The sequence below is a fragment of the Mesobacillus selenatarsenatis SF-1 genome (genome assembly GCF_000813125.1).
Taxonomy (GTDB): domain Bacteria; phylum Bacillota; class Bacilli; order Bacillales; family Cytobacillaceae; genus Mesobacillus; species Mesobacillus selenatarsenatis.
Map to the genome: position 1 here is coordinate 1 of NZ_BASE01000037.1, position 17,305 is coordinate 17,305.

17 protein-coding genes are annotated in these 17,305 nt (G+C 43.4%); 1 reads left to right on the plus strand and 16 read right to left on the minus strand.

The window, feature by feature from the left end:
- Window positions 1-395 precede the first annotated feature (395 nt).
- The 9 genes from TY49_RS08210 to sppA form a co-directional block, all read right to left on the minus strand.
- Window positions 396-908 (minus strand): MogA/MoaB family molybdenum cofactor biosynthesis protein, encoded by a 513-nt coding sequence (locus TY49_RS08210; RefSeq protein ID WP_041965430.1) that lies wholly within the window; start codon window positions 906-908, stop codon window positions 396-398.
- A gap of 4 nt (window positions 909-912) precedes the next feature.
- Complete coding sequence (locus TY49_RS08215) at window positions 913-1,749, minus strand: EcsC family protein (protein ID WP_041965431.1); 837 nt, start codon at window positions 1,747-1,749, stop codon at window positions 913-915.
- Window positions 1,750-1,978: 229 nt separating this feature from the next.
- On the minus strand, window positions 1,979-3,166 hold the full coding sequence (locus TY49_RS08220) for an acetate kinase (protein ID WP_041965432.1): 1,188 nt from the start codon (window positions 3,164-3,166) through the stop codon (window positions 1,979-1,981).
- Between the two features lie 248 nt (window positions 3,167-3,414).
- Window positions 3,415-4,404, minus strand: coding sequence for a class I SAM-dependent methyltransferase (locus TY49_RS08225; protein ID WP_439646158.1), 990 nt, complete (start codon window positions 4,402-4,404; stop codon window positions 3,415-3,417).
- A gap of 295 nt (window positions 4,405-4,699) precedes the next feature.
- Window positions 4,700-5,200, minus strand: a complete 501-nt coding sequence (gene tpx / locus TY49_RS08230; RefSeq protein WP_041965434.1) for a thiol peroxidase — start codon at window positions 5,198-5,200, stop codon at window positions 4,700-4,702.
- A 183-nt stretch (window positions 5,201-5,383) separates the two neighbouring features.
- Complete coding sequence (ytfJ, locus tag TY49_RS08235) at window positions 5,384-5,896, minus strand: GerW family sporulation protein (RefSeq protein ID WP_041965435.1); 513 nt, start codon at window positions 5,894-5,896, stop codon at window positions 5,384-5,386.
- Between the two features lie 18 nt (window positions 5,897-5,914).
- On the minus strand, window positions 5,915-6,610 hold the full coding sequence (locus TY49_RS08240) for a DUF2953 domain-containing protein (protein ID WP_041965436.1): 696 nt from the start codon (window positions 6,608-6,610) through the stop codon (window positions 5,915-5,917).
- A 74-nt stretch (window positions 6,611-6,684) separates the two neighbouring features.
- The gene (locus TY49_RS08245; protein ID WP_439646159.1) at window positions 6,685-7,173 is read right to left on the minus strand and encodes an RDD family protein; all 489 of its coding nucleotides are present in this window, start codon (window positions 7,171-7,173) and stop codon (window positions 6,685-6,687) included.
- Between the two features lie 160 nt (window positions 7,174-7,333).
- Complete coding sequence (sppA, locus tag TY49_RS08250) at window positions 7,334-8,344, minus strand: signal peptide peptidase SppA (RefSeq protein WP_041965437.1); 1,011 nt, start codon at window positions 8,342-8,344, stop codon at window positions 7,334-7,336.
- A gap of 143 nt (window positions 8,345-8,487) precedes the next feature.
- On the opposite strand from sppA, the gene TY49_RS08255 reads away from it, so the two are divergent.
- The gene (locus TY49_RS08255) at window positions 8,488-9,288 is read left to right on the plus strand and encodes an NAD kinase (protein WP_041965438.1); all 801 of its coding nucleotides are present in this window, start codon (window positions 8,488-8,490) and stop codon (window positions 9,286-9,288) included.
- 36 nt (window positions 9,289-9,324) lie between these two features.
- Here the strand turns inward: TY49_RS08255 and rarD are convergent, their stop codons facing one another.
- The 7 genes from rarD to ezrA all read right to left on the minus strand — a co-directional run bounded on the left by rarD (window position 9,325) and on the right by ezrA (window position 17,299).
- Complete coding sequence (gene rarD / locus TY49_RS08260; RefSeq protein WP_041965439.1) at window positions 9,325-10,260, minus strand: EamA family transporter RarD; 936 nt, start codon at window positions 10,258-10,260, stop codon at window positions 9,325-9,327.
- A 144-nt stretch (window positions 10,261-10,404) separates the two neighbouring features.
- Window positions 10,405-10,725, minus strand: a complete 321-nt coding sequence (locus tag TY49_RS08265) for an iron-sulfur cluster biosynthesis family protein (protein WP_041965440.1) — start codon at window positions 10,723-10,725, stop codon at window positions 10,405-10,407.
- A gap of 151 nt (window positions 10,726-10,876) precedes the next feature.
- Window positions 10,877-12,457 carry an acyl-CoA synthetase MbcS gene (gene mbcS / locus TY49_RS08270; protein ID WP_041965441.1) on the minus strand — a complete coding sequence of 527 codons (1,581 nt, stop codon included), beginning with the start codon at window positions 12,455-12,457 and terminating at the stop codon, window positions 10,877-10,879.
- Between the two features lie 200 nt (window positions 12,458-12,657).
- The gene (locus tag TY49_RS08275) at window positions 12,658-12,864 is read right to left on the minus strand and encodes an alpha/beta-type small acid-soluble spore protein (protein WP_023626976.1); all 207 of its coding nucleotides are present in this window, start codon (window positions 12,862-12,864) and stop codon (window positions 12,658-12,660) included.
- Between the two features lie 91 nt (window positions 12,865-12,955).
- Entirely contained in the window at window positions 12,956-14,164 is a 1,209-nt protein-coding gene (gene thiI, locus TY49_RS08280) for a tRNA uracil 4-sulfurtransferase ThiI (RefSeq protein WP_041965442.1), read from the minus strand.
- Complete coding sequence (locus tag TY49_RS08285; protein ID WP_041965443.1) at window positions 14,161-15,303, minus strand: cysteine desulfurase family protein; 1,143 nt, start codon at window positions 15,301-15,303, stop codon at window positions 14,161-14,163. Before TY49_RS08285 ends, thiI begins: the two co-directional genes overlap by 4 nt.
- Window positions 15,304-15,607: 304 nt before the next feature.
- Window positions 15,608-17,299, minus strand: a complete 1,692-nt coding sequence (ezrA, locus tag TY49_RS08290; RefSeq protein ID WP_041965444.1) for a septation ring formation regulator EzrA — start codon at window positions 17,297-17,299, stop codon at window positions 15,608-15,610.
- Between the last annotated feature and the right edge of the window lie 6 nt (window positions 17,300-17,305).

Here is a 17,305-nt window from a genome sequence, read left to right on the forward strand (position 1 = left end):
CTTGGGTTCGCCCCAAACCTGTCACGATTCCGGGGTTTTCTTGACAGCTTTGCTTGTGTTCGCTTCAAACCTGTCACGATTCCGGGGTTTTCTTGACAGCTTTGCTTGTGTTCGCTCCAAAGCTGTCACGATTCCGGGGTTTTCTTGACAGCTTTGCTTGGGTTCGCCTCAAACCTGTCACGATTCTGAGGTTTTCCTGACAGCTTTTCTTGCTTTTCACTCAAACCTATCTGAACTTGCCCCTCCTACTGACCAGTTTGAGATTGTCCTTTAATAATCACAGTCATTTTCCTTTTATCTGGAAACTCCATACAGTTATTCGACTATGTTTTCTAAATTCCTTTTTATCCACAAAAAAAAGATGAAACCCGTAAAGGATTCATCTCTGTCATGAATTATAAATCTTTCGTCAGCTCTCTTACAACGTGTCCGATTTCGGGAATGATCAGCTTTTCCATTGCCAGGCGGACAGCACCTGTTGATCCTGGTGTCGAAAAGACGGCGCGGTCATTCACGACTCCGGCTGCTGCACGTGACAGCAAAGCTGCTGAACCGATATCGTCGGTATAGCTGAGCATTCGGAAAATCTCACCGAACCCAGGAATTTCTTTTTCAAATATGCTTTGGACTGTTTCGATTGTGACGTCACGTTTAGCAATCCCTGTTCCGCCGTTCGTTAGCACTACATCAATTTCGGAGTTGCTACAGCCTTTTATCACTTCAGCTTTGATCGGTTCAGCTTCGTCTTTAACAATCACGTAATCAACGATCTTATGTCCTGCAGTCTCGAGCATTTCCATCATCAGCTTGCCGCTTTTATCTGTATCTGGCGTTCTTGTATCGCTTACTGTTATGACTTTGCAGCGCACCTGGCTTGGTGCAGCTTGTTTATGTTCCTGTGTACTCATAACTCTAAAGTGCTCCTTTTTCTTTGAAATATCTCATCTGGTAAAATTTATGTGCGAAGTCAGTGACCCTTCTCGTTAATTGATAGTTTGCCCCTGCACCGATCGCCATGCTGATCACCGGCATGCCCTGGACATGCTTTTTGCGGAACATCAGGATAGCCATACCCTTGAAAATCTGTTTGATTGGCTGTTCTAGCCATGTCACGTCTGTCAGGTCATCATTGCCTTCATAGAAATAATAGTCCTCTGCCTGTTCGAGGTCATTTTTCAATTCTTCCCAGCCAGCGCTCTGCATCCTCGAAGGCATTGTCGCAGTATGGAATACCTTCAAGGCGACCATCATTTCAAATGGAGTATTCACTTCGAATCCATAGGTCATCGCAACCAGTTGGACAATCCGCAAATTAATGACTGCCATCGCCGGCATATCTGCTCCTAGCACAAGGTTTCCGCCGCTGCCTGACATACCGCCCTGGACAAAGGAATAGAGCCTGTGGCGGGCAATTTGCTGCCTGGCAATGAACTCGAGCTGTTCAATCGGAAGCTCCCTTAAATCCTGAATGGTTTCAAGGTCGGGCTGAAAAACCCGCCCCGCTGAAAGAATCCGTTCCTTGGCATCCATCTGCAACTGTGAACCCTGGATTAAGGAGTGAAGATGGAAAAGCCAGCCGTCGAATAAAGTGAAAAAGCGTTCCTGCACCTCTTCAGGCAAAAGCGAAAAAGATCGTTCAAGGTATCGATCATACGTCAATTCAAAATCATTAGGTTCATAATCGTAGAGATTGTTTTCCCAAGCACTTAATTCATCCAGTACCTTTTGTTCCCGTTGAGTCAAAGGCATTGAAAAACCTCCAGCATTTCTGAATTTTCTTCCAGTATAGCACAAGAAAAGCGGAAGCGCCTTGGTCAGCCCCGACAAGCGCTGGAGGTCTGACCAGTGAAGTCGTTCTTTGACTTCATTGGGCAGACCGAAGCGACTCGAGGGGCTAGGCGCTGGAGCTGGACAAAACTCGAAAATTTCCCCACTATATAAAAAGGCAGAAGCTTCTCCGCTTCTGCCTGAAAGTGATTTATTTTGCCAAACGCACGACATCACGAGCGATCATGACTTCCTCGTCTGTCGGGATGACCATTACTTTTACTGGAGAATGCGGGTAGCTGATGAATGCTTCTTCGCCGCGCACTTTATTCAAAGCTGGATCCCAGTAGATGCCCATGAACTCAAGGCCCTGCAGGACACGAGCACGGATTGCCGAACTGTTTTCTCCAATACCTGCAGTAAAGATAATTGCGTCAACACCGCACATGCGTGCTGCATATGAACCAATGTACTTATGGATTCTGTCGGCGAAAACTTTCAGTGCAAGTTCCGCACGTTCATTTCCCTTTTCTGCTTCGTCTTCGATGTCACGAAGGTCACTTGAGAATCCTGATACACCAAGCATTCCGCTCTCTTTGTTCAGGACATCCAATACTTCGTCCGCATTTTTATCGGTTTTTTCCATGATATATGGAATTAGGGCTGGGTCGATGTTACCTGAACGAGTTCCCATCGTCACGCCTGCAAGCGGAGTGAATCCCATGGATGTATCGATAGATTTACCGCCTTCGATTGCTGCGATACTTGCACCATTTCCAAGGTGGCAGGAAATCAGGCGCAGGTGCTCAACAGGACGGCCAAGCATTTCAGCTGCACGCTGGGAAACATACTTGTGTGATGTACCGTGGAAACCGTATTTACGGATTCCGTACTTTTTATAATAGTCGTATGGAAGACTGTAAAGGAAAGAGTTTTCAGGCATTGTCTGATGGAAAGCCGTATCAAACACAGCAATCGCAGGAACATTCGGGAGCACCTGCTGGAATGCGCGGATACCAGTCAAGTTAGCTGGATTGTGCAGTGGCGCAAGCTCTGAAAGCTCTTCGATTTTTTGTAAAACCTCTTCGGTGATCATTACAGAATCACTGAATTCTTCACCGCCGTGAACAACACGGTGACCAATTCCTTCGATTTCATCAAGTGACTGAATGATTCCCAATGATGTTAGTTTATCAAGAAGGATTTTTACCGCTACCGCATGGTTCGGTATATCAGTAACTTCCTTATTCTTTTCTCCATTTACAGAGATTGTAAAAATTGAATCTTTAAGACCAATTCTTTCAACGATTCCTTTAGTGATGACTTCTTCGCTTGGCATTTCGAACAATTGGAACTTTAGTGACGAACTGCCGGCATTTATTGCAATTATTTTAGACATTTTGTACCGCTCCTTTTATATAACAACCTGATTAAAAATACAGTGAAATAGTACACCATTATTGTGTGCCACAGGTCTAAATTATATCTCTCATTTCCCCATTTAAACACTGTCTTTTTCACATTTCAAGCAAAGCTTTTCCAAAAGGGAAATGAGTTTTTATTCAGACACTTCTAAGGATTAGAAAAAAACATTGCCATGATTTATATACCCGAAACAAACGAAAAGAACCGGTAATGACTCCGGTTCTATTGCTGTGCAGTTTTATTTTCGTTGAACCATTGATCGATTTTATTCAGCATGCTGTTCACAGCTGCTCCGTCCGATAGTTTTGGAAGCTCGGCAAGAAGTGCCTGCTTTGGTGCTTTCACTTCTTCACCATTTTTCTGTAGTATTAGGATACTTTTAGCTGCCTGCTTGTTTTTAAACAATGAAGCTGGAAGCTGTAAAACACCCTGGATAATCAAATGGTTTTTAATGAACTCATGAAGCATCGGGGCTTGTTCACTTTCAAAAAGACCATTAGGAACCATGAAGAACAAATACCCGCCTTCTTTCACATGCTTCGTACTTTGCTCGATAAACATGTGATGAGAGTACGTATGGCCTTCTTTTGCTTTTACTTCATATTGTTCCGCTTTGAGGTCATTAGGATAGTAGCCCACTGGAAGGTCACAAATGACCGCATCCGCCGGATCGACAAACAATGGTTCAAGACTGTCCTGATTAAAAAACTCGACCGGATGCTTCTGAAGGTTGGCATTCACGAAAGCCAGCCGGATGAGCAGGTCATCAATCTCAACACCTACGGATTCGATTTCCTTATCAGTCTGCTGGTTCAATACCGTAGCCAGAAGGTTTCCAGTTCCGACCGCAGGGTCAAGGAGCCTGAATGACTTCTTGGCGACAAACTTATTGACTAGGTAGCCAATGAACATGCCGACAGAATCAGGTGTCATTTGATGGTTCGGCTGGGTATGCTCCTTCATTCCCTTTAAAATCGCAAGCTGGAAGCCTTTGCGGATTTCTTCTTTGCTAAAAGAATCAAGGTTAGTCTCCTTATATACTTTTTCAAGCCGTTTCGTTGTGACTTCATTCAGTTCGTCCTGGAGCACTGTGCCCTGAAACATGTTTTCCCCGCTTTCAGCCAGCGCTTCCAAATATGTACATGATAACTCTTCTTTTAAAATATCTGCAGTTGTATTGAATGCAGTAAATAATTGTTCTACCGGAGTCATACTCACTTTTCTTCCTCCTGATTTGAATAGATATTTATATATTTTAGACCTGTTTTGCTCTGTGTACAAGGTATATGGTCGGAAATTGGGCGGACTATACAGAGAATCTATCGGACACTTCTACCGCTTTCCGCCTTCTGTTTGTCCGATAGAGCCCTCCTATCGAACACTTTTCCTGGTCCCTGCTTCACGTTTGTCCGATAGGGCACAATGAAATCGTTAAAATTCACACATTCCTATTCTCAAAGCAAAACAAGCCGCAGGTTTTTTCTGCGGCTTGTTCCCTGGTTGTATATTAGTTTGCTTGCTTTGCAGCCTCTACTGCCGCTTCGTAGTTAGGGTGGTCTGTTGCTTCGCTTACATACTCAACATATGTTACTTTGTCGTTTGAATCAACAACAAATACAGCGCGAGCTAGCAGGCGAAGTTCCTTGATTGCTACTCCGTAAGCTTCTCCGAATGAAAGACCTCGGTGGTCAGATAGTGTCTGGACATTATCGATTCCAGCAGCTCCACACCAGCGCTTTTGTGCGAAAGGAAGGTCCACGCTGACTGTCAAAATCTTAACGTTATCAAGGTTTGCAGCTTCTTCATTGAAACGGCGAGTCTGTGCATCACAAACTCCTGTGTCAAGTGAAGGAACAACGCTGATCAAACGTACTTGTCCTTTTGAATCCTGAAGTGTCACTTCAGAAAGATCGTTTGCAAGCACTTTGAAATCAGGTGCCTGGTCTCCTACCTTTACTTCATTTCCTAACAATGTAACTGGGTTCCCCTTAAATGTAACAGATGCCATACCTGCTCATCCTCCTTGTCCATTATATGTACAGTGTTAATATATCTTTTAAAGAATTTTTTTGCAATTATTTTACTAAAAGGAGACCAAGACCCAACATACATAGCTAAGCTGCCTTCCCGCTGGAAAAGGCAGCTTCCTGCTAAATAGTTGTTTTTCGCAGTACTCCCTGAATTCACCTGCTTAAAATTCCAGGTCTGTTTTCGGACCGTTGTAATCAGCCTGAGACTGGCCTTGGTTTTTGTTCTGGCTGCCATCCTGGCTGTTCTGGTCTTTCTTTGACATCATTTGCTGGATTTTTTCAACAGCCTGTGGAGCCAGATCAAGTATTTTCTCGTACAAATGTGTATTTTCATCAAGATGAAGCATTTTTACACCCTTAGAGTTGACGATCAAGAAAGCAATTGGCGTGATTGACACACCTCCACCGCTACCTCCTCCGAATGGGTGCTGGGAACCGCCAGACTGTCCTCCTGAGCCACCAGAACCGCCAGAACCACCGGATCCTCCTTTAGAGCTTTCCAAAACAAATTCGCTTCCACCAGCGGCAAAACCAAAACCTACCTTTGAAACTGTCAGGATTACACTTCCATCCGGTGTTTCTACAGGGTCTCCAATGATTGTGTTTACATCAATCATTTCTTTCAAGCTTTCCATGGCAGTTGTCATTAATCCTTGAATTGGATGGTCGGACATTCCTGTTTCCTCCTTATTTTAGACAGAATTAGTATTATCACCAGAAAGAGCGGATAATGGCTTCGATTTAAATTCTGGCCAGCCGCCTTTCCAATATTTAACCAGCTTTATTCCTGCTAAAATAGCATGCCCGACTCTGACTTGAATCATACATTTAAAACTAGTAATTGAAACAGTTTGCTGGAAGCTTGGTGTAATCGTCATGTCAGGCATATCTTTCATTCTCATATAGTTGCTTAGGAGCCCAATAACCCCGCCTTTTACTGCCCAAAAAGCACCCGTAATCACTGCTGTGGCTGCAGCATCAGATACGCCAACCATGGTGTGCCACTCAATATTCCGAACCGTAACTTTCTTTAAAAAATCCCTGACGATTTTATGGAGGCCGGCGACGTGGTTGATCAATTGCTTGAAATCATGAAGACTGTTAAGTAAATCATTTTTATCAACCTGAGAGGTTTTTTGTTGTTTCATATTTTCATCGGGCCCTGCTTTGACTTTTTGCTCTGCGACGATTGTAGGAGAATTATCATCTATTTTTATAACTGGAACTTCTATCTTGAACTTGATTAATCCGCCCCAAGCTTTAATCGTTACCTTAAAACGATCATTATCATTGCCGTGGAAATAATCTAAAAAAATCTTAACTTTTGTAAAAAGGATTATAAGTACAAGCACCGTGAGAAGCAGTATGGCTAGCAGCACCCATTTCATCGTCCTCCACAACCTTTCAGCTTATTATTATCAACAAAAAGGCAAAAAAATAAACCTGCCGCAGCAGGTTCATTCTAACGTGGTTCATATATAACGGTTGTATCGGCAAACAGGTCATGCAGCCCCTGTTTCTTTTTTGTAAAAGCAACGACCAAATACAAAACAATGATGGTCGCTGAAATGAAGCGGCCGATCCACTCGCGGAAAATAACGGTTCCCCAGGTTAGACCCTTGCCGTCCATCTCCACCACTTTCAAGCCAAAGACCATTTTTCCGAGGGTCTGGCCGAAGTACTTTGTCATTAACACAAAATATAAATAGAAAACGACAGCTGTCGCGATGGTCATCGGTGAAAGGATCCCATCCTCAATTAACGGTACATCCAGTGCCCGAAACACAGGATTGATGATCATTCGGTTGATGCTCCCAATTACAATCAAGTCAAGCAAATACGCCCAAAAGCGTGTCCAGAAACCGGCATAGAGGCCGGCGTATATTTGATTCTGGGGTTCAGCCTTGTCATGTTCATAAACCTCAGGTTGTGGATTTCCTTGTAATTGTATAGTGCTAGATTCAGAATGAGGTACAGGAAGTTCCGTTTCAGTCTGAAAATGCGACTTGTCATCAGAGATTCCGGACCTATCCATGACTTCTTTTGGTTCAGATTGAGAGGGTACATTGTCCCGATCTTTAAAATCATCCGAATTCATATTTTATCCCTCCTTATTCCGCATATAAATACATCAGGCGTGGAGAATTAGGCTGGGATAACAATTTCATTAAGCCTGCCATTTCTGCGTCTTTCCCCATGATCTTTTGTGCTCCCATGCTGAAGAACGAGCCAAACCCCATGCTTTCTGTGTACTTTACGACAGTAGCATCGCCGAGCTTTTCGTCCTTCCTGACATTCTCGATGACATCCTCAAGATAACCGAATCCGTCGATTAACTTCAGCTGCTTTGCCTGACGTCCATCATATATCCGGCCATCGGCAATTTCCTTGACCCGTTCCACAGACATACCGCGTCCCTCTGAAATTACTTTTACGAATCCCTCATATGAGTTGTCGATCATCGATTGGAGGATTTCGCGCTCATCCTCTGTCATCGGTCTTGATGGGCTCATGATATCCTTGTATGGCCCACTTTTAATTGTCGTGAATTCAACGCCATACTTTTCGGCAAGGCCGGCATAATTAACTCCCTGCATAATGACACCAAGCGACCCGGTAAGCGTTTCAGGGCTGGCAAAAATTTTATCAGCAGGCGCAGACACATAATAACCTCCAGAAGCGGCCATCGATCCCATCGAAACATAAATCGGCTTTTTTGTTTCCTTCTGGATTTCCTTGATCTTGTCATGAATTTGCGCACTTTCCACGACACCGCCGCCAGGTGAATTCACTTGCAGGATGATTGCCTTCACATCGTCTGCTTCCATGACATAATCAAGCTGTTCCATGAATGCCCTATGATTATAGAGCGGACTTTCAAAGAATGATTCAGCATCCCCAGTATCCTGGATTACACCATTGATGGACAATACCGCTATTTTGCTCAGCATGTCACCTTCTTCGATTATTTCTTCAGCGAACATTTCTTCCGTTACTGCAAATATATCCGTAAAAGCATTTTCCGCGTCACTAAATGCCACTGTAGACAGAAGATTTATAACTGTTGACGCAATGAATAATCCGACGGCTATCCCTAATGCCGCCCATCTTTTACCATTCATCTTGAAGCCCCCTTGTAAGTTTCTCGTACTTTCAAAACCTTATGAAAAAATGATAAACTGATGTCAATAACATTTATTTTAGCAAAAGATTTCAAAAGTGGGTAAAATTATGGAAGAAATACGAAATGTTTGGAGGAATTAATATGCCAGATCGCCGTAATATTTATTTTCACCATACACCCGACACTACTATGTTGGAAAAAGTTGAGCCTCTTTATGAGCTGGCTCGCCGTTATGATTTCAATATCGTGTCCGACTATCGCACCGCAAATATTATCGTAAGCATTGGTGATGACGGTACCTTCCTGCAGGCTGTCAGAAAGACCGGTTTCCGGGATGATTGCCTATATGCCGGTATTTCAGTTACTGGCTCCCTGAATATGTATTGCGATTTCCATCTCGAGGATACGGATAAAATGATTGAAGCAATCACAAATGCTCAAATCGAAGTCAGACGCTATCCGACGATCGAGGTAACAATCGATGGTGATACAACATTTGGCTGCTTGAATGAATTCAGCGTCCGTTCAGCGATCATTAAAGCTTTTGTCATGGATGTTTATATCGACGACAAGCATTTTGAAACATTCCGTGGAGATGGGATGATCGTCGCTACTCCTACTGGAAGCACAGCGTATAACAAGTCGGTCAATGGAGCAGTTGTCGACCCGCTGCTGCCTTGCATGCAGGTGAGCGAGCTTGCTTCAGTGAACAACAATGATTACCGTACACTCGGCTCATCCTTCATCCTGAGTGGAGACCGAAAGCTTACCTTCAAGGTTGCCCAGGATGGCAATGATTATCCTATCATGGGAATGGATAACGAAGCCCTGAGCATCCAGCATGTTGAAAAATTCGATATAAAATTAAGTAACAAAATCATCAAGACTGTCAAACTGAAGGACAACTCTTTCTGGGAAAAAGTGAAGAGGACATTCTTATAATAGAAAAGAGCTGCGGAAATCCGCAGCTCTCTTCTTTTACATCGGCATTCCTTTTTCTTTTTTCCACTTAACTGTTAACGCTGATGCCAGCTTTGTCCTTGATAAAGAGTAAAGGATCAATGCTGACCAGATAAAGGTGAAGGCAAGCAGGTGGATTGACGAGAATGTTTCGTGATAGATGAAAACTCCCAGGATCAGCGTCAAAGTCGGTGCAATATATTGCAGAATACCAAGTGTTGCGAGCGGAATCCTTTGCGCTCCTTTAGCGAAAAACAACAGTGGAACTGCCGTAGCTGCCCCTGCACCTGCCAGCAGCAGCGTAGTCGACAATGAACCAGCAAACAGGGAGTTCGTTCCCTGGTTTAGAAGGTAGCCAATGTAGAGGGCCGCGAGCGGCATAACGACCAGTGTTTCGAGCGCAAGTCCGACAGCAGAATCTACCTTGATCAATTTCTTTGCCAATCCGTACAGGCCAAAGGAGATGGCTAGTGATAAAGCAATCCATGGAAATTGTCCGTAGGAAATCGTCATGATCAATACACCGATTGCTGCGAGCGCAAACGACACATATTGTAGCATGGAAAGACGTTCCTTCAGGAATACCATCCCAAGAAAGACACTTACGAGCGGATTGATATAATAGCCAAGGCTTGCTTCGATCATCTGGTCTGTATTCACAGCCCAGATATACATGAACCAGTTAATGCTGATTAGCATTGATGCTACAGCTAGGGCGGCTAATTGCTTTTTGTTTTGGGCCAGCCCCCGCAATGTCCCTTTGAAAAGTCCCCATTTCTTATTAATGACCAGAATAAGGGCGATGAAGAAAAACGACCAGAATACACGATTAGCCAGGATTTCATCAGCATTTACATGATCTAAAAGCTTCCAATAAACAGGAAGGAATCCCCACAATATATAAGAAAAAGCTGCGTATAGGACACCAGCTTGTTGTTCGGTCCTTTTTTCCATCCGAACAGCCCCCTAATCTTTCTAGACTCGAAATAATATCATTATAAAGGGGAACGCTGCGGACTGACAATCTTTTTTTAAGACTAATAACAGACAATTTATGCACACTGTTAAATGCCATAAAGAAAAATAACCCTGATCGGGTTATTTTACATTGCGTGGTTTTAACTTGAAGTTATAGCCAAATGTCTCTTCGGCAGAGGATATTTTATAGCCAAAACCTGGCTTAAAATCCAAGAATATTATACTTGGAAGGGATTCCAGAGATTTTTCTGGTACGAAAAAGTTAACACCGCTTTCTGTAATCACTTCATCATCTGACTGCTTTTCTTCAATTTGCAGTTGGATGTCCGTTGCGATTGAGCATGTCCCAACAAACTCTGCTAAAATCCTAATTCCTTCACTATTACTAAATTGGATCTTACTTAACTCCTCCAGTGCAGCGTCTCTAATTTCGATCTTCATAAATAATCACCCCTTCTAAATTCAATATACCCAAGATTTCATCGTCAACGCATCCACTGTTTTTTTCTGTGATTAAATATTACCTCCTGAAATTAGAGGGTTAGACAAAATACAAAAAGCAGACCCAGCGGCCTGCCTTTTGATGAATTATTTATTTTGCACCTTCCAATTCCTTTTTCCTTAATTCGATGCGGCGAATTTTACCGGAAGTTGTTTTTGGGAGTTCTTCAAGGAACTCAATCTTTCTTGGATACTTATATGGAGCAGTCAATTCCTTTACATGCTGCTGCAGCTCTGCCACAAGGTTTTCCTGTCCAGGGCTTACGCCGTCACGCAGTACAACAAAAGCTTTGACGATATGGCCACGGATTTCATCAGGTGATGCGACCACAGCACATTCTTTTACATAAGGATGCTTTACCAGTGCATCCTCAACTTCAAAAGGTCCGATTGTATAGCCGGAGCTGATGATGATGTCATCGCCGCGACCCTCAAACCAGAAGTAACCTTCTTCATCTTTGCTGGCTTTGTCCCCTGTTACGTAATAATCGCCACGGAACTGCATTGCTGTCCGCTCTGGATCCTTGTAATAATTTTTGAACAACGCAGGTGTTTCAACATGGACAGCAATGTCCCCAACTTCACCAGGAGCACATGGCTCACCATTTTCATTGATAATCTCCACCCTGTTTCCAGGCGTTGGCTTGCCCATCGATCCTGGTCTTAATTCCATGCCTTTTGTCACGCCGACAAGCAATGTGTTTTCTGTCTGTCCATAACCATCGCGCACTTCGACATTAAAATGCTTTTTAAATGTATCAATTACTTCACGATTAAGCGGTTCTCCCGCAGAAACCGCACTGTGAAGTCCTGGCAGGTTAAAATCACTTAAGTTTTCTACCTTTGCCATCAGACGGTATTCCGTTGGCGTGCAGCAAAGAACATTCACATTGTATTTTTGTAAAAGTGATAAATACTTTTGCGGCTCGAATTTCCCCTGGTAAACCAGGCCGGTTGCTCCGGTTCCCATAACGGATAAAAATGGACTCCAAATCCACTTTTGCCAGCCGGGACCTGCAGTTGCCCAGACAGTGTCACCATCCTCAATTCCAAGCCAGTTCGTCGCTGCTGTGCGAAGGTGGGCATATGCCCATCCATGTGTATGGACAACCCCTTTTGGATTGCCAGTCGTTCCAGAGGTGTAGCTAAGGAATGCCATGTCATCACGTTCGGTAGCTGCCAGCGGAAGTTCAGCCGAAGCATTTTCCATTTCTGCATCCAGATGGATCCAGCCTTCTCTTTCGCCTCCAATTACAAACTTAGGCAGGCTATCACCTTCCTCGATTCCTGCGAATTCCTCGGTAAAAGGAGCATAGCTGACAATCGCTTTTACATCACCATGGTTAATCCGGTATTGAAAATCCTTAGTTCTTAACATCTCGGAACTAGGAATGACAACTAACCCCATTTTCAAGGATGCAATATAAACCTGATAGGCCTCAATTAATCTCGGCACGACGACCAAAACGACATCACCCTGTTGCAAGCCTTTTTCCAAGAAAACGTTTCCAATCTTATTCGCATTATTTAGAAGTTCACGGTATGTAATCTCTTTCATGCTGCCTGCTTCATTTTCCCAGATTATTGCTTTTCTTTCCTGATCCTGAGCGAAACGCTCCATCTCAGATACAAGATTATACTTTTGTGGCGCAATCAATTGTTCTCTGTTCATACTCTTCCCCCTCATAATATTTTGTTAAGGCCAGTTTTGCTTTTGCGACTACTTGCCTTCTTTATCCCCAATTCCTATTATACAAAATTATTTAAAAATTTAAAATTATATGATAACACTTTTTCAATATAATAATTTTTCCTGAAAAAAAAGAGCGGGGCATCTGCCCCGCTCCTTGTAGCCATATTATTAATTTTTAATTAGCGAGAAAATCCACCACCAAGTTGTTGTTCAGCCATTTGAACCAAACGCTTAGTGATTTCTCCACCTACAGAACCGTTAGCGCGAGAAGTAGTTTCTCCGCCTAGCTGTACACCAAATTCAGAAGCGATTTCGTACTTCATTTGGTCAAGAGCTTGTGATACTCCAGGTACTAGAAGTTGATTTGAGCTGTTGTTGTTTGCCATGTGTTTCACCTCCTTGTGAGTATAGAGTGTGTAAAAACACATGGCTTAATTCAAATCTTTAATTGGTAATTGTTCACAAATTCATCATAAATTAAAATAGGTCATCCATTGAATCATCTTTTCGTTCTGAAGCCGGTTTGAGAACCATACGCTCCGTTCCTTCAACTGCTTTTTGAACTAATTCCTCGAAGTCGAAGAAGCTTTCAAAGTTTTGAACCTTATCCAGCTTTGGTTTTGTTTTTGGTGATGAAGGAACAAAAACCGTGCAGCAATCCTCATATGGGCGGATCGATATGTCATGGGTATCGATATCTTGAGCAATATCCATGATTTGAAGTTTGTCCATTGTAATCAAAGGTCTGATGATTGGTGTAGAAGTCACTTCATTGATCGCATACATACTTTCAAGTGTCTGGCTCGCTACCTGCCCAAGACTTTCACCAGTGATGATCGCAAGGCCGCCCTGTTTTTCCCTGATGGCGTCCGTTATGCGGAGCATAATTCTCCTTGTCGTAGTCATCGTATAGTTTTCCGGTATTTGCTTGTGAATTGCCTGCTGGATTTCAGTGAACGGCACAATGTGAAGTGCGAAATGGCCGTTTACCTCTGCCAATTTTTCTGAAAGATCGATAACCTTTTGTTTTGCTCGCTCACTTGTAAATGGAGGACTGAAGAAATGGACGCCTTCAACCTCGAGACCTCTCTTCATTGAAAGGTAACCTGCTACAGGACTGTCAATTCCCCCGGAAAGCATCAGCATCCCTTTGCCTGCAGAGGCAGCAGGGAGTCCGCCAGCACCTTTTATCGTTTCTGCCGAAATATAGGCGGCTTCTTTCCTGATTTCAATCTGAAGATTAATATCAGGGTTGCGGACGTCTACTTTCAAGTCATCAACATTCCTTAAGATGTGGCCACCGAATTCAGAATTGATCCCGTTTGTATCCAATTCAAATGTCTTGTCCGAACGTTTAGCAGTGATCTTAAAAGTCTGGCCCGGCTTATGAATCTTCCTGAAAAGTTCGAGTGCAGCATCTTTCATTTTATCGAGATCCTTTTCAACTTTTAGAGCCGGACTGAAGGATTGAATCCCGAATATCTCTTTCAGCTTCTCTCCAATTCCGTCACTATCCTCACCATTAAGAAGGATGAACATACGGTCGCGTTCTGCCTTGATGGCTACATTCGGATAGTTGCTTAAAGCTCTTTTAATATTTTTTCTCAGTCGATCAATGAATTTATTCCTGTTTCTTCCTTTTGTCGATATTTCTCCATACCGAACTAAAATACGGTCATACATCATTTCTTTACTACCTCGCTTAAATGTTTTACTGTTTCAACAATTGCCTTTGTTGCTATCTCTGCTTCTTCTATTGTATTGCTGTATGTCAGGCTGACTCTGATCGCGCTTTCTGCTTCATCTTGTGGCACTCCCATTGCCAGCAAAGTCTTGCTTGCAGCTTTCTTTTTGGAGGAACAGGCGCTTGTGGTTGATACATAAATATTTCTTTCTTCCAGCGCATGTACAAATGTTTCTGCCTTCAACCCCTTGATTGAAAAGTTCAAGATGTGGGGGGCACGATTCTCCATTGGCGTGTGAATGGTGATTTCCTTGATTTGGCTGATACCACTTCTTAATCTTTCCATCGCTGCTTCCATTTGATTCAGCTTTTCACTCTGTTCAAATGTCATTCTCAGTGCCTTTGCCATTGCAACCATGCCTGCAACATTTTCCGTTCCGCTTCGCTGCTTCCATTCCTGATTTCCGCCGGAGAATAATGGAGACAGACGGACGCCTTCTTTTATAAACAATGCACCTGTCCCTTTCAACCCATGGAATTTATGCCCCGATATGGTGGACAAATGGATTCCGGCTTCATAAAAGTTCAATGGCACCTTTCCAACTCCCTGAACGAAATCAACATGAAAAAACGCTTTGGGATACTTTTTAAGCAAGGTTCCAATTTCCTTTATCGGCTGAATGGTGCCAATTTCATTATTGACATGGATAACAGACACCAGGATGGTATCATCACGCATTTCTTTCTGAATTGACTCCACGCTGATAAAGCCGTTACCATCTGGTTTTACATATGTTATTTCATAGCCGAGCGATTCAAGCTGCACCATAGCATTGTGGATGGATGCATGTTCAATGCTTGTGGTTATGATATGCCTGCCTCTTTCCCTGTGAGCCATCGCGATTCCTTTAACCGCAAGATTATTGCTTTCCGTTCCTCCGGATGTAAACAGGATTTCCGTTTCTTTTACATTCAGCAGCTTGCCAACCTGGGAACGCGCCTGCTGAAGCAACTTCTCTGCCTGCCCACCGATTTTATGAAGTGATGAAGGATTTCCGAAAAAATCCTCTGAGACCTTTACAAATGAATCCAATACTTCCTTATAGGGTTTAGTTGTTGCGCTGTTGTCTAAGTAAATCACCGTATCCCCCCTTGTTCAATACGTTAATGCTAACTAGAAATCTTATCATAAGAAGTAATCAATGAAAAATAATCAGAATTGACATTATATAGTATGCCCGGAAGATTGAAAAGCGCAAGCGCCTTGGTCAGCCCCGACAAGCACTGGAGGGCCTGACAGTGAAGTCGTTCTTTGACTTCATTGGCAGGACCGAAGTGACTCGAGGGGCTAGGCGCTGGAGCTAGACACTAATCTAAGTGGATAAATTTATACTTTTTTATTCCGCATAAAAACAGGTCTCCATGACGGAGACCCACGTTTTTCATCACTCTTTTTCAGCTAACATTTGCTCGATTCTCTTCAGGGCACCAGGATCTACTTCCTCAATTGAAGTAGCCGCCTGTTCAAGTGCATCGCGATAATCGTAATTCCGGAAATACTCTTCAGCTTCTCGGAGTCCCCGGTCAACCGAAGGATATCGGCTGCGGTACCTGTTGCCATATTGAATGACTCGCTCAGCCAGCATGACTGTCTCGACGATTTCTTCAGTCGATGCTTCAAGCTTTTCAACCGTCAGCACAGCGATTTCTAAATACTGTTGGACAACAGGAATATCCAGCGGCTTCTCCTCAAGCTTTTCATTGACTTGTTTGATGCTTTCATTGGCATCTTCAAGAAGGTATTTGTATTCCTGTGACAAACCAGGCATATTGCTTTTGGAGACGATCCGGATCAGTTCGGAAATCTTTTTTGACAGATCCCATACTTTATCCCTAGCCGCCATTTCATCCTTCCTTAGGGCACTCAACTTTTCCATCAATACTTTTTGCTCTTCAACAAGCGCATCAAGCTGCTGCTTCGCTTCTTCAAGCTCCACCTTTATCAGGCTTTGCGCTGTGTCGTTTTCAGTAATTCTGTGATCGATTAACTCAAAGCGCTTAAGCAGGCCTTTGAGCTGTTGTTCTACATTCGTTTGTGCCGACAACTCTTTATCATTCAGGTGATAGCTCTCCTGGATATGCTTTGTCTCTTCTTTCAACGTCTTGCTTTCTGTTATTGCTTTTACGAGGGTTTCTTTTGCCTCGTGTTCTGTCTTCGTAATGTATTGTTTAGCCCGGACCTCAGCTTCAAGGAGATCGAATAACTTCTCAACACGTTCCTTTAACCCCTGAATACCCTGTTCAGCGATTTCAACATCGCCCTTTTCCAGGGAAGCCCGATATTCAGTCAATTCCTTTCCGATTTCCTCAACCTCTTTTTCTGCGTTTAGATGGTCAAGTACATATCCCTGTGCAGCCATCTCCCTGACTCCGTCCTTCAGGTCGCTGACTTGGGCAGGAATGACCGACTGGCAATCATGCAGCAACGCTGGAATGGATTCCATCTTGCTGGAAACCTGTTCAAGCTGGGCCTGGATGGACAACACAGTTTCCCTTGCTTCAAGGTAATTGCCATTATCCGTCTTCTCATCAAAATCGATGAATTTTTCCTGAATGTTTTCAAGCATAGCTTCGAGACTGGTCTCAGCGCTTCCAAAGCTGTGACGGTGTGACAGAAGGTTTTTCTTATTTTCTCTGTATTGCTCCTTCAGGCCATCGATTTCTTCACGGTTTTTCTCTTCGCTTCCGACAAGCTCATTCAACTCACCGAGGATTTTTTTAATCTTATCCTCTGTTTCCGTAAGCTTGCGATCAATGACGGCAAGAGATTCCTTCGCCTTTTTGAACCTGTATTTGTCAATATACTCCTCCGCATCGAACAAATAATCTTCGATGCCTGGCAGCTTGGACGTAACAAGTTCATCCCATTCCTGGCGCCAGCGCTCGAAAAGCTCCTCTGTCTGGCCAGTCATGTTCAGCTGTTTTACCTTTGACATTTCATCCAGCACCGGCCGGTTCATGATATCGATTTTCCATGACTCATACCGGTCGACCTCACTGTAATACTTCCGTTTCATAAAATATCCGATTAAAAAAATAATTATCAATATAGCAATTCCGCCAATTATGTATTCCATTGTTAT

Excerpts from the sequence above, each read along its gene's own strand:
- TY49_RS08210 (WP_041965430.1), bottom strand. The coding sequence starts at position 908 with ATGAGTACACAGGAACATAAACAAGCTGCACCAAGCCAGGTGCGCTGC.
- TY49_RS08215 (WP_041965431.1), bottom strand. The coding sequence starts at position 1,749 with ATGCCTTTGACTCAACGGGAACAAAAGGTACTGGATGAATTAAGTGCT.
- TY49_RS08220 (WP_041965432.1), bottom strand. The coding sequence starts at position 3,166 with ATGTCTAAAATAATTGCAATAAATGCCGGCAGTTCGTCACTAAAGTTC.
- TY49_RS08225 (WP_439646158.1), bottom strand. The coding sequence starts at position 4,404 with ATGACTCCGGTAGAACAATTATTTACTGCATTCAATACAACTGCAGAT.
- tpx (WP_041965434.1), bottom strand. The coding sequence starts at position 5,200 with ATGGCATCTGTTACATTTAAGGGGAACCCAGTTACATTGTTAGGAAAT.
- ytfJ (WP_041965435.1), bottom strand. The coding sequence starts at position 5,896 with ATGTCCGACCATCCAATTCAAGGATTAATGACAACTGCCATGGAAAGC.
- TY49_RS08240 (WP_041965436.1), bottom strand. The coding sequence starts at position 6,610 with ATGAAATGGGTGCTGCTAGCCATACTGCTTCTCACGGTGCTTGTACTT.
- sppA (WP_041965437.1), bottom strand. The coding sequence starts at position 8,344 with ATGAATGGTAAAAGATGGGCGGCATTAGGGATAGCCGTCGGATTATTC.
- TY49_RS08255 (WP_041965438.1), top strand. The coding sequence starts at position 8,488 with ATGCCAGATCGCCGTAATATTTATTTTCACCATACACCCGACACTACT.
- rarD (WP_041965439.1), bottom strand. The coding sequence starts at position 10,260 with ATGGAAAAAAGGACCGAACAACAAGCTGGTGTCCTATACGCAGCTTTT.
- TY49_RS08265 (WP_041965440.1), bottom strand. The coding sequence starts at position 10,725 with ATGAAGATCGAAATTAGAGACGCTGCACTGGAGGAGTTAAGTAAGATC.
- mbcS (WP_041965441.1), bottom strand. The coding sequence starts at position 12,457 with ATGAACAGAGAACAATTGATTGCGCCACAAAAGTATAATCTTGTATCT.
- TY49_RS08275 (WP_023626976.1), bottom strand. The coding sequence starts at position 12,864 with ATGGCAAACAACAACAGCTCAAATCAACTTCTAGTACCTGGAGTATCA.
- thiI (WP_041965442.1), bottom strand. The coding sequence starts at position 14,164 with ATGATGTATGACCGTATTTTAGTTCGGTATGGAGAAATATCGACAAAA.
- ezrA (WP_041965444.1), bottom strand. The coding sequence starts at position 17,299 with ATGGAATACATAATTGGCGGAATTGCTATATTGATAATTATTTTTTTA.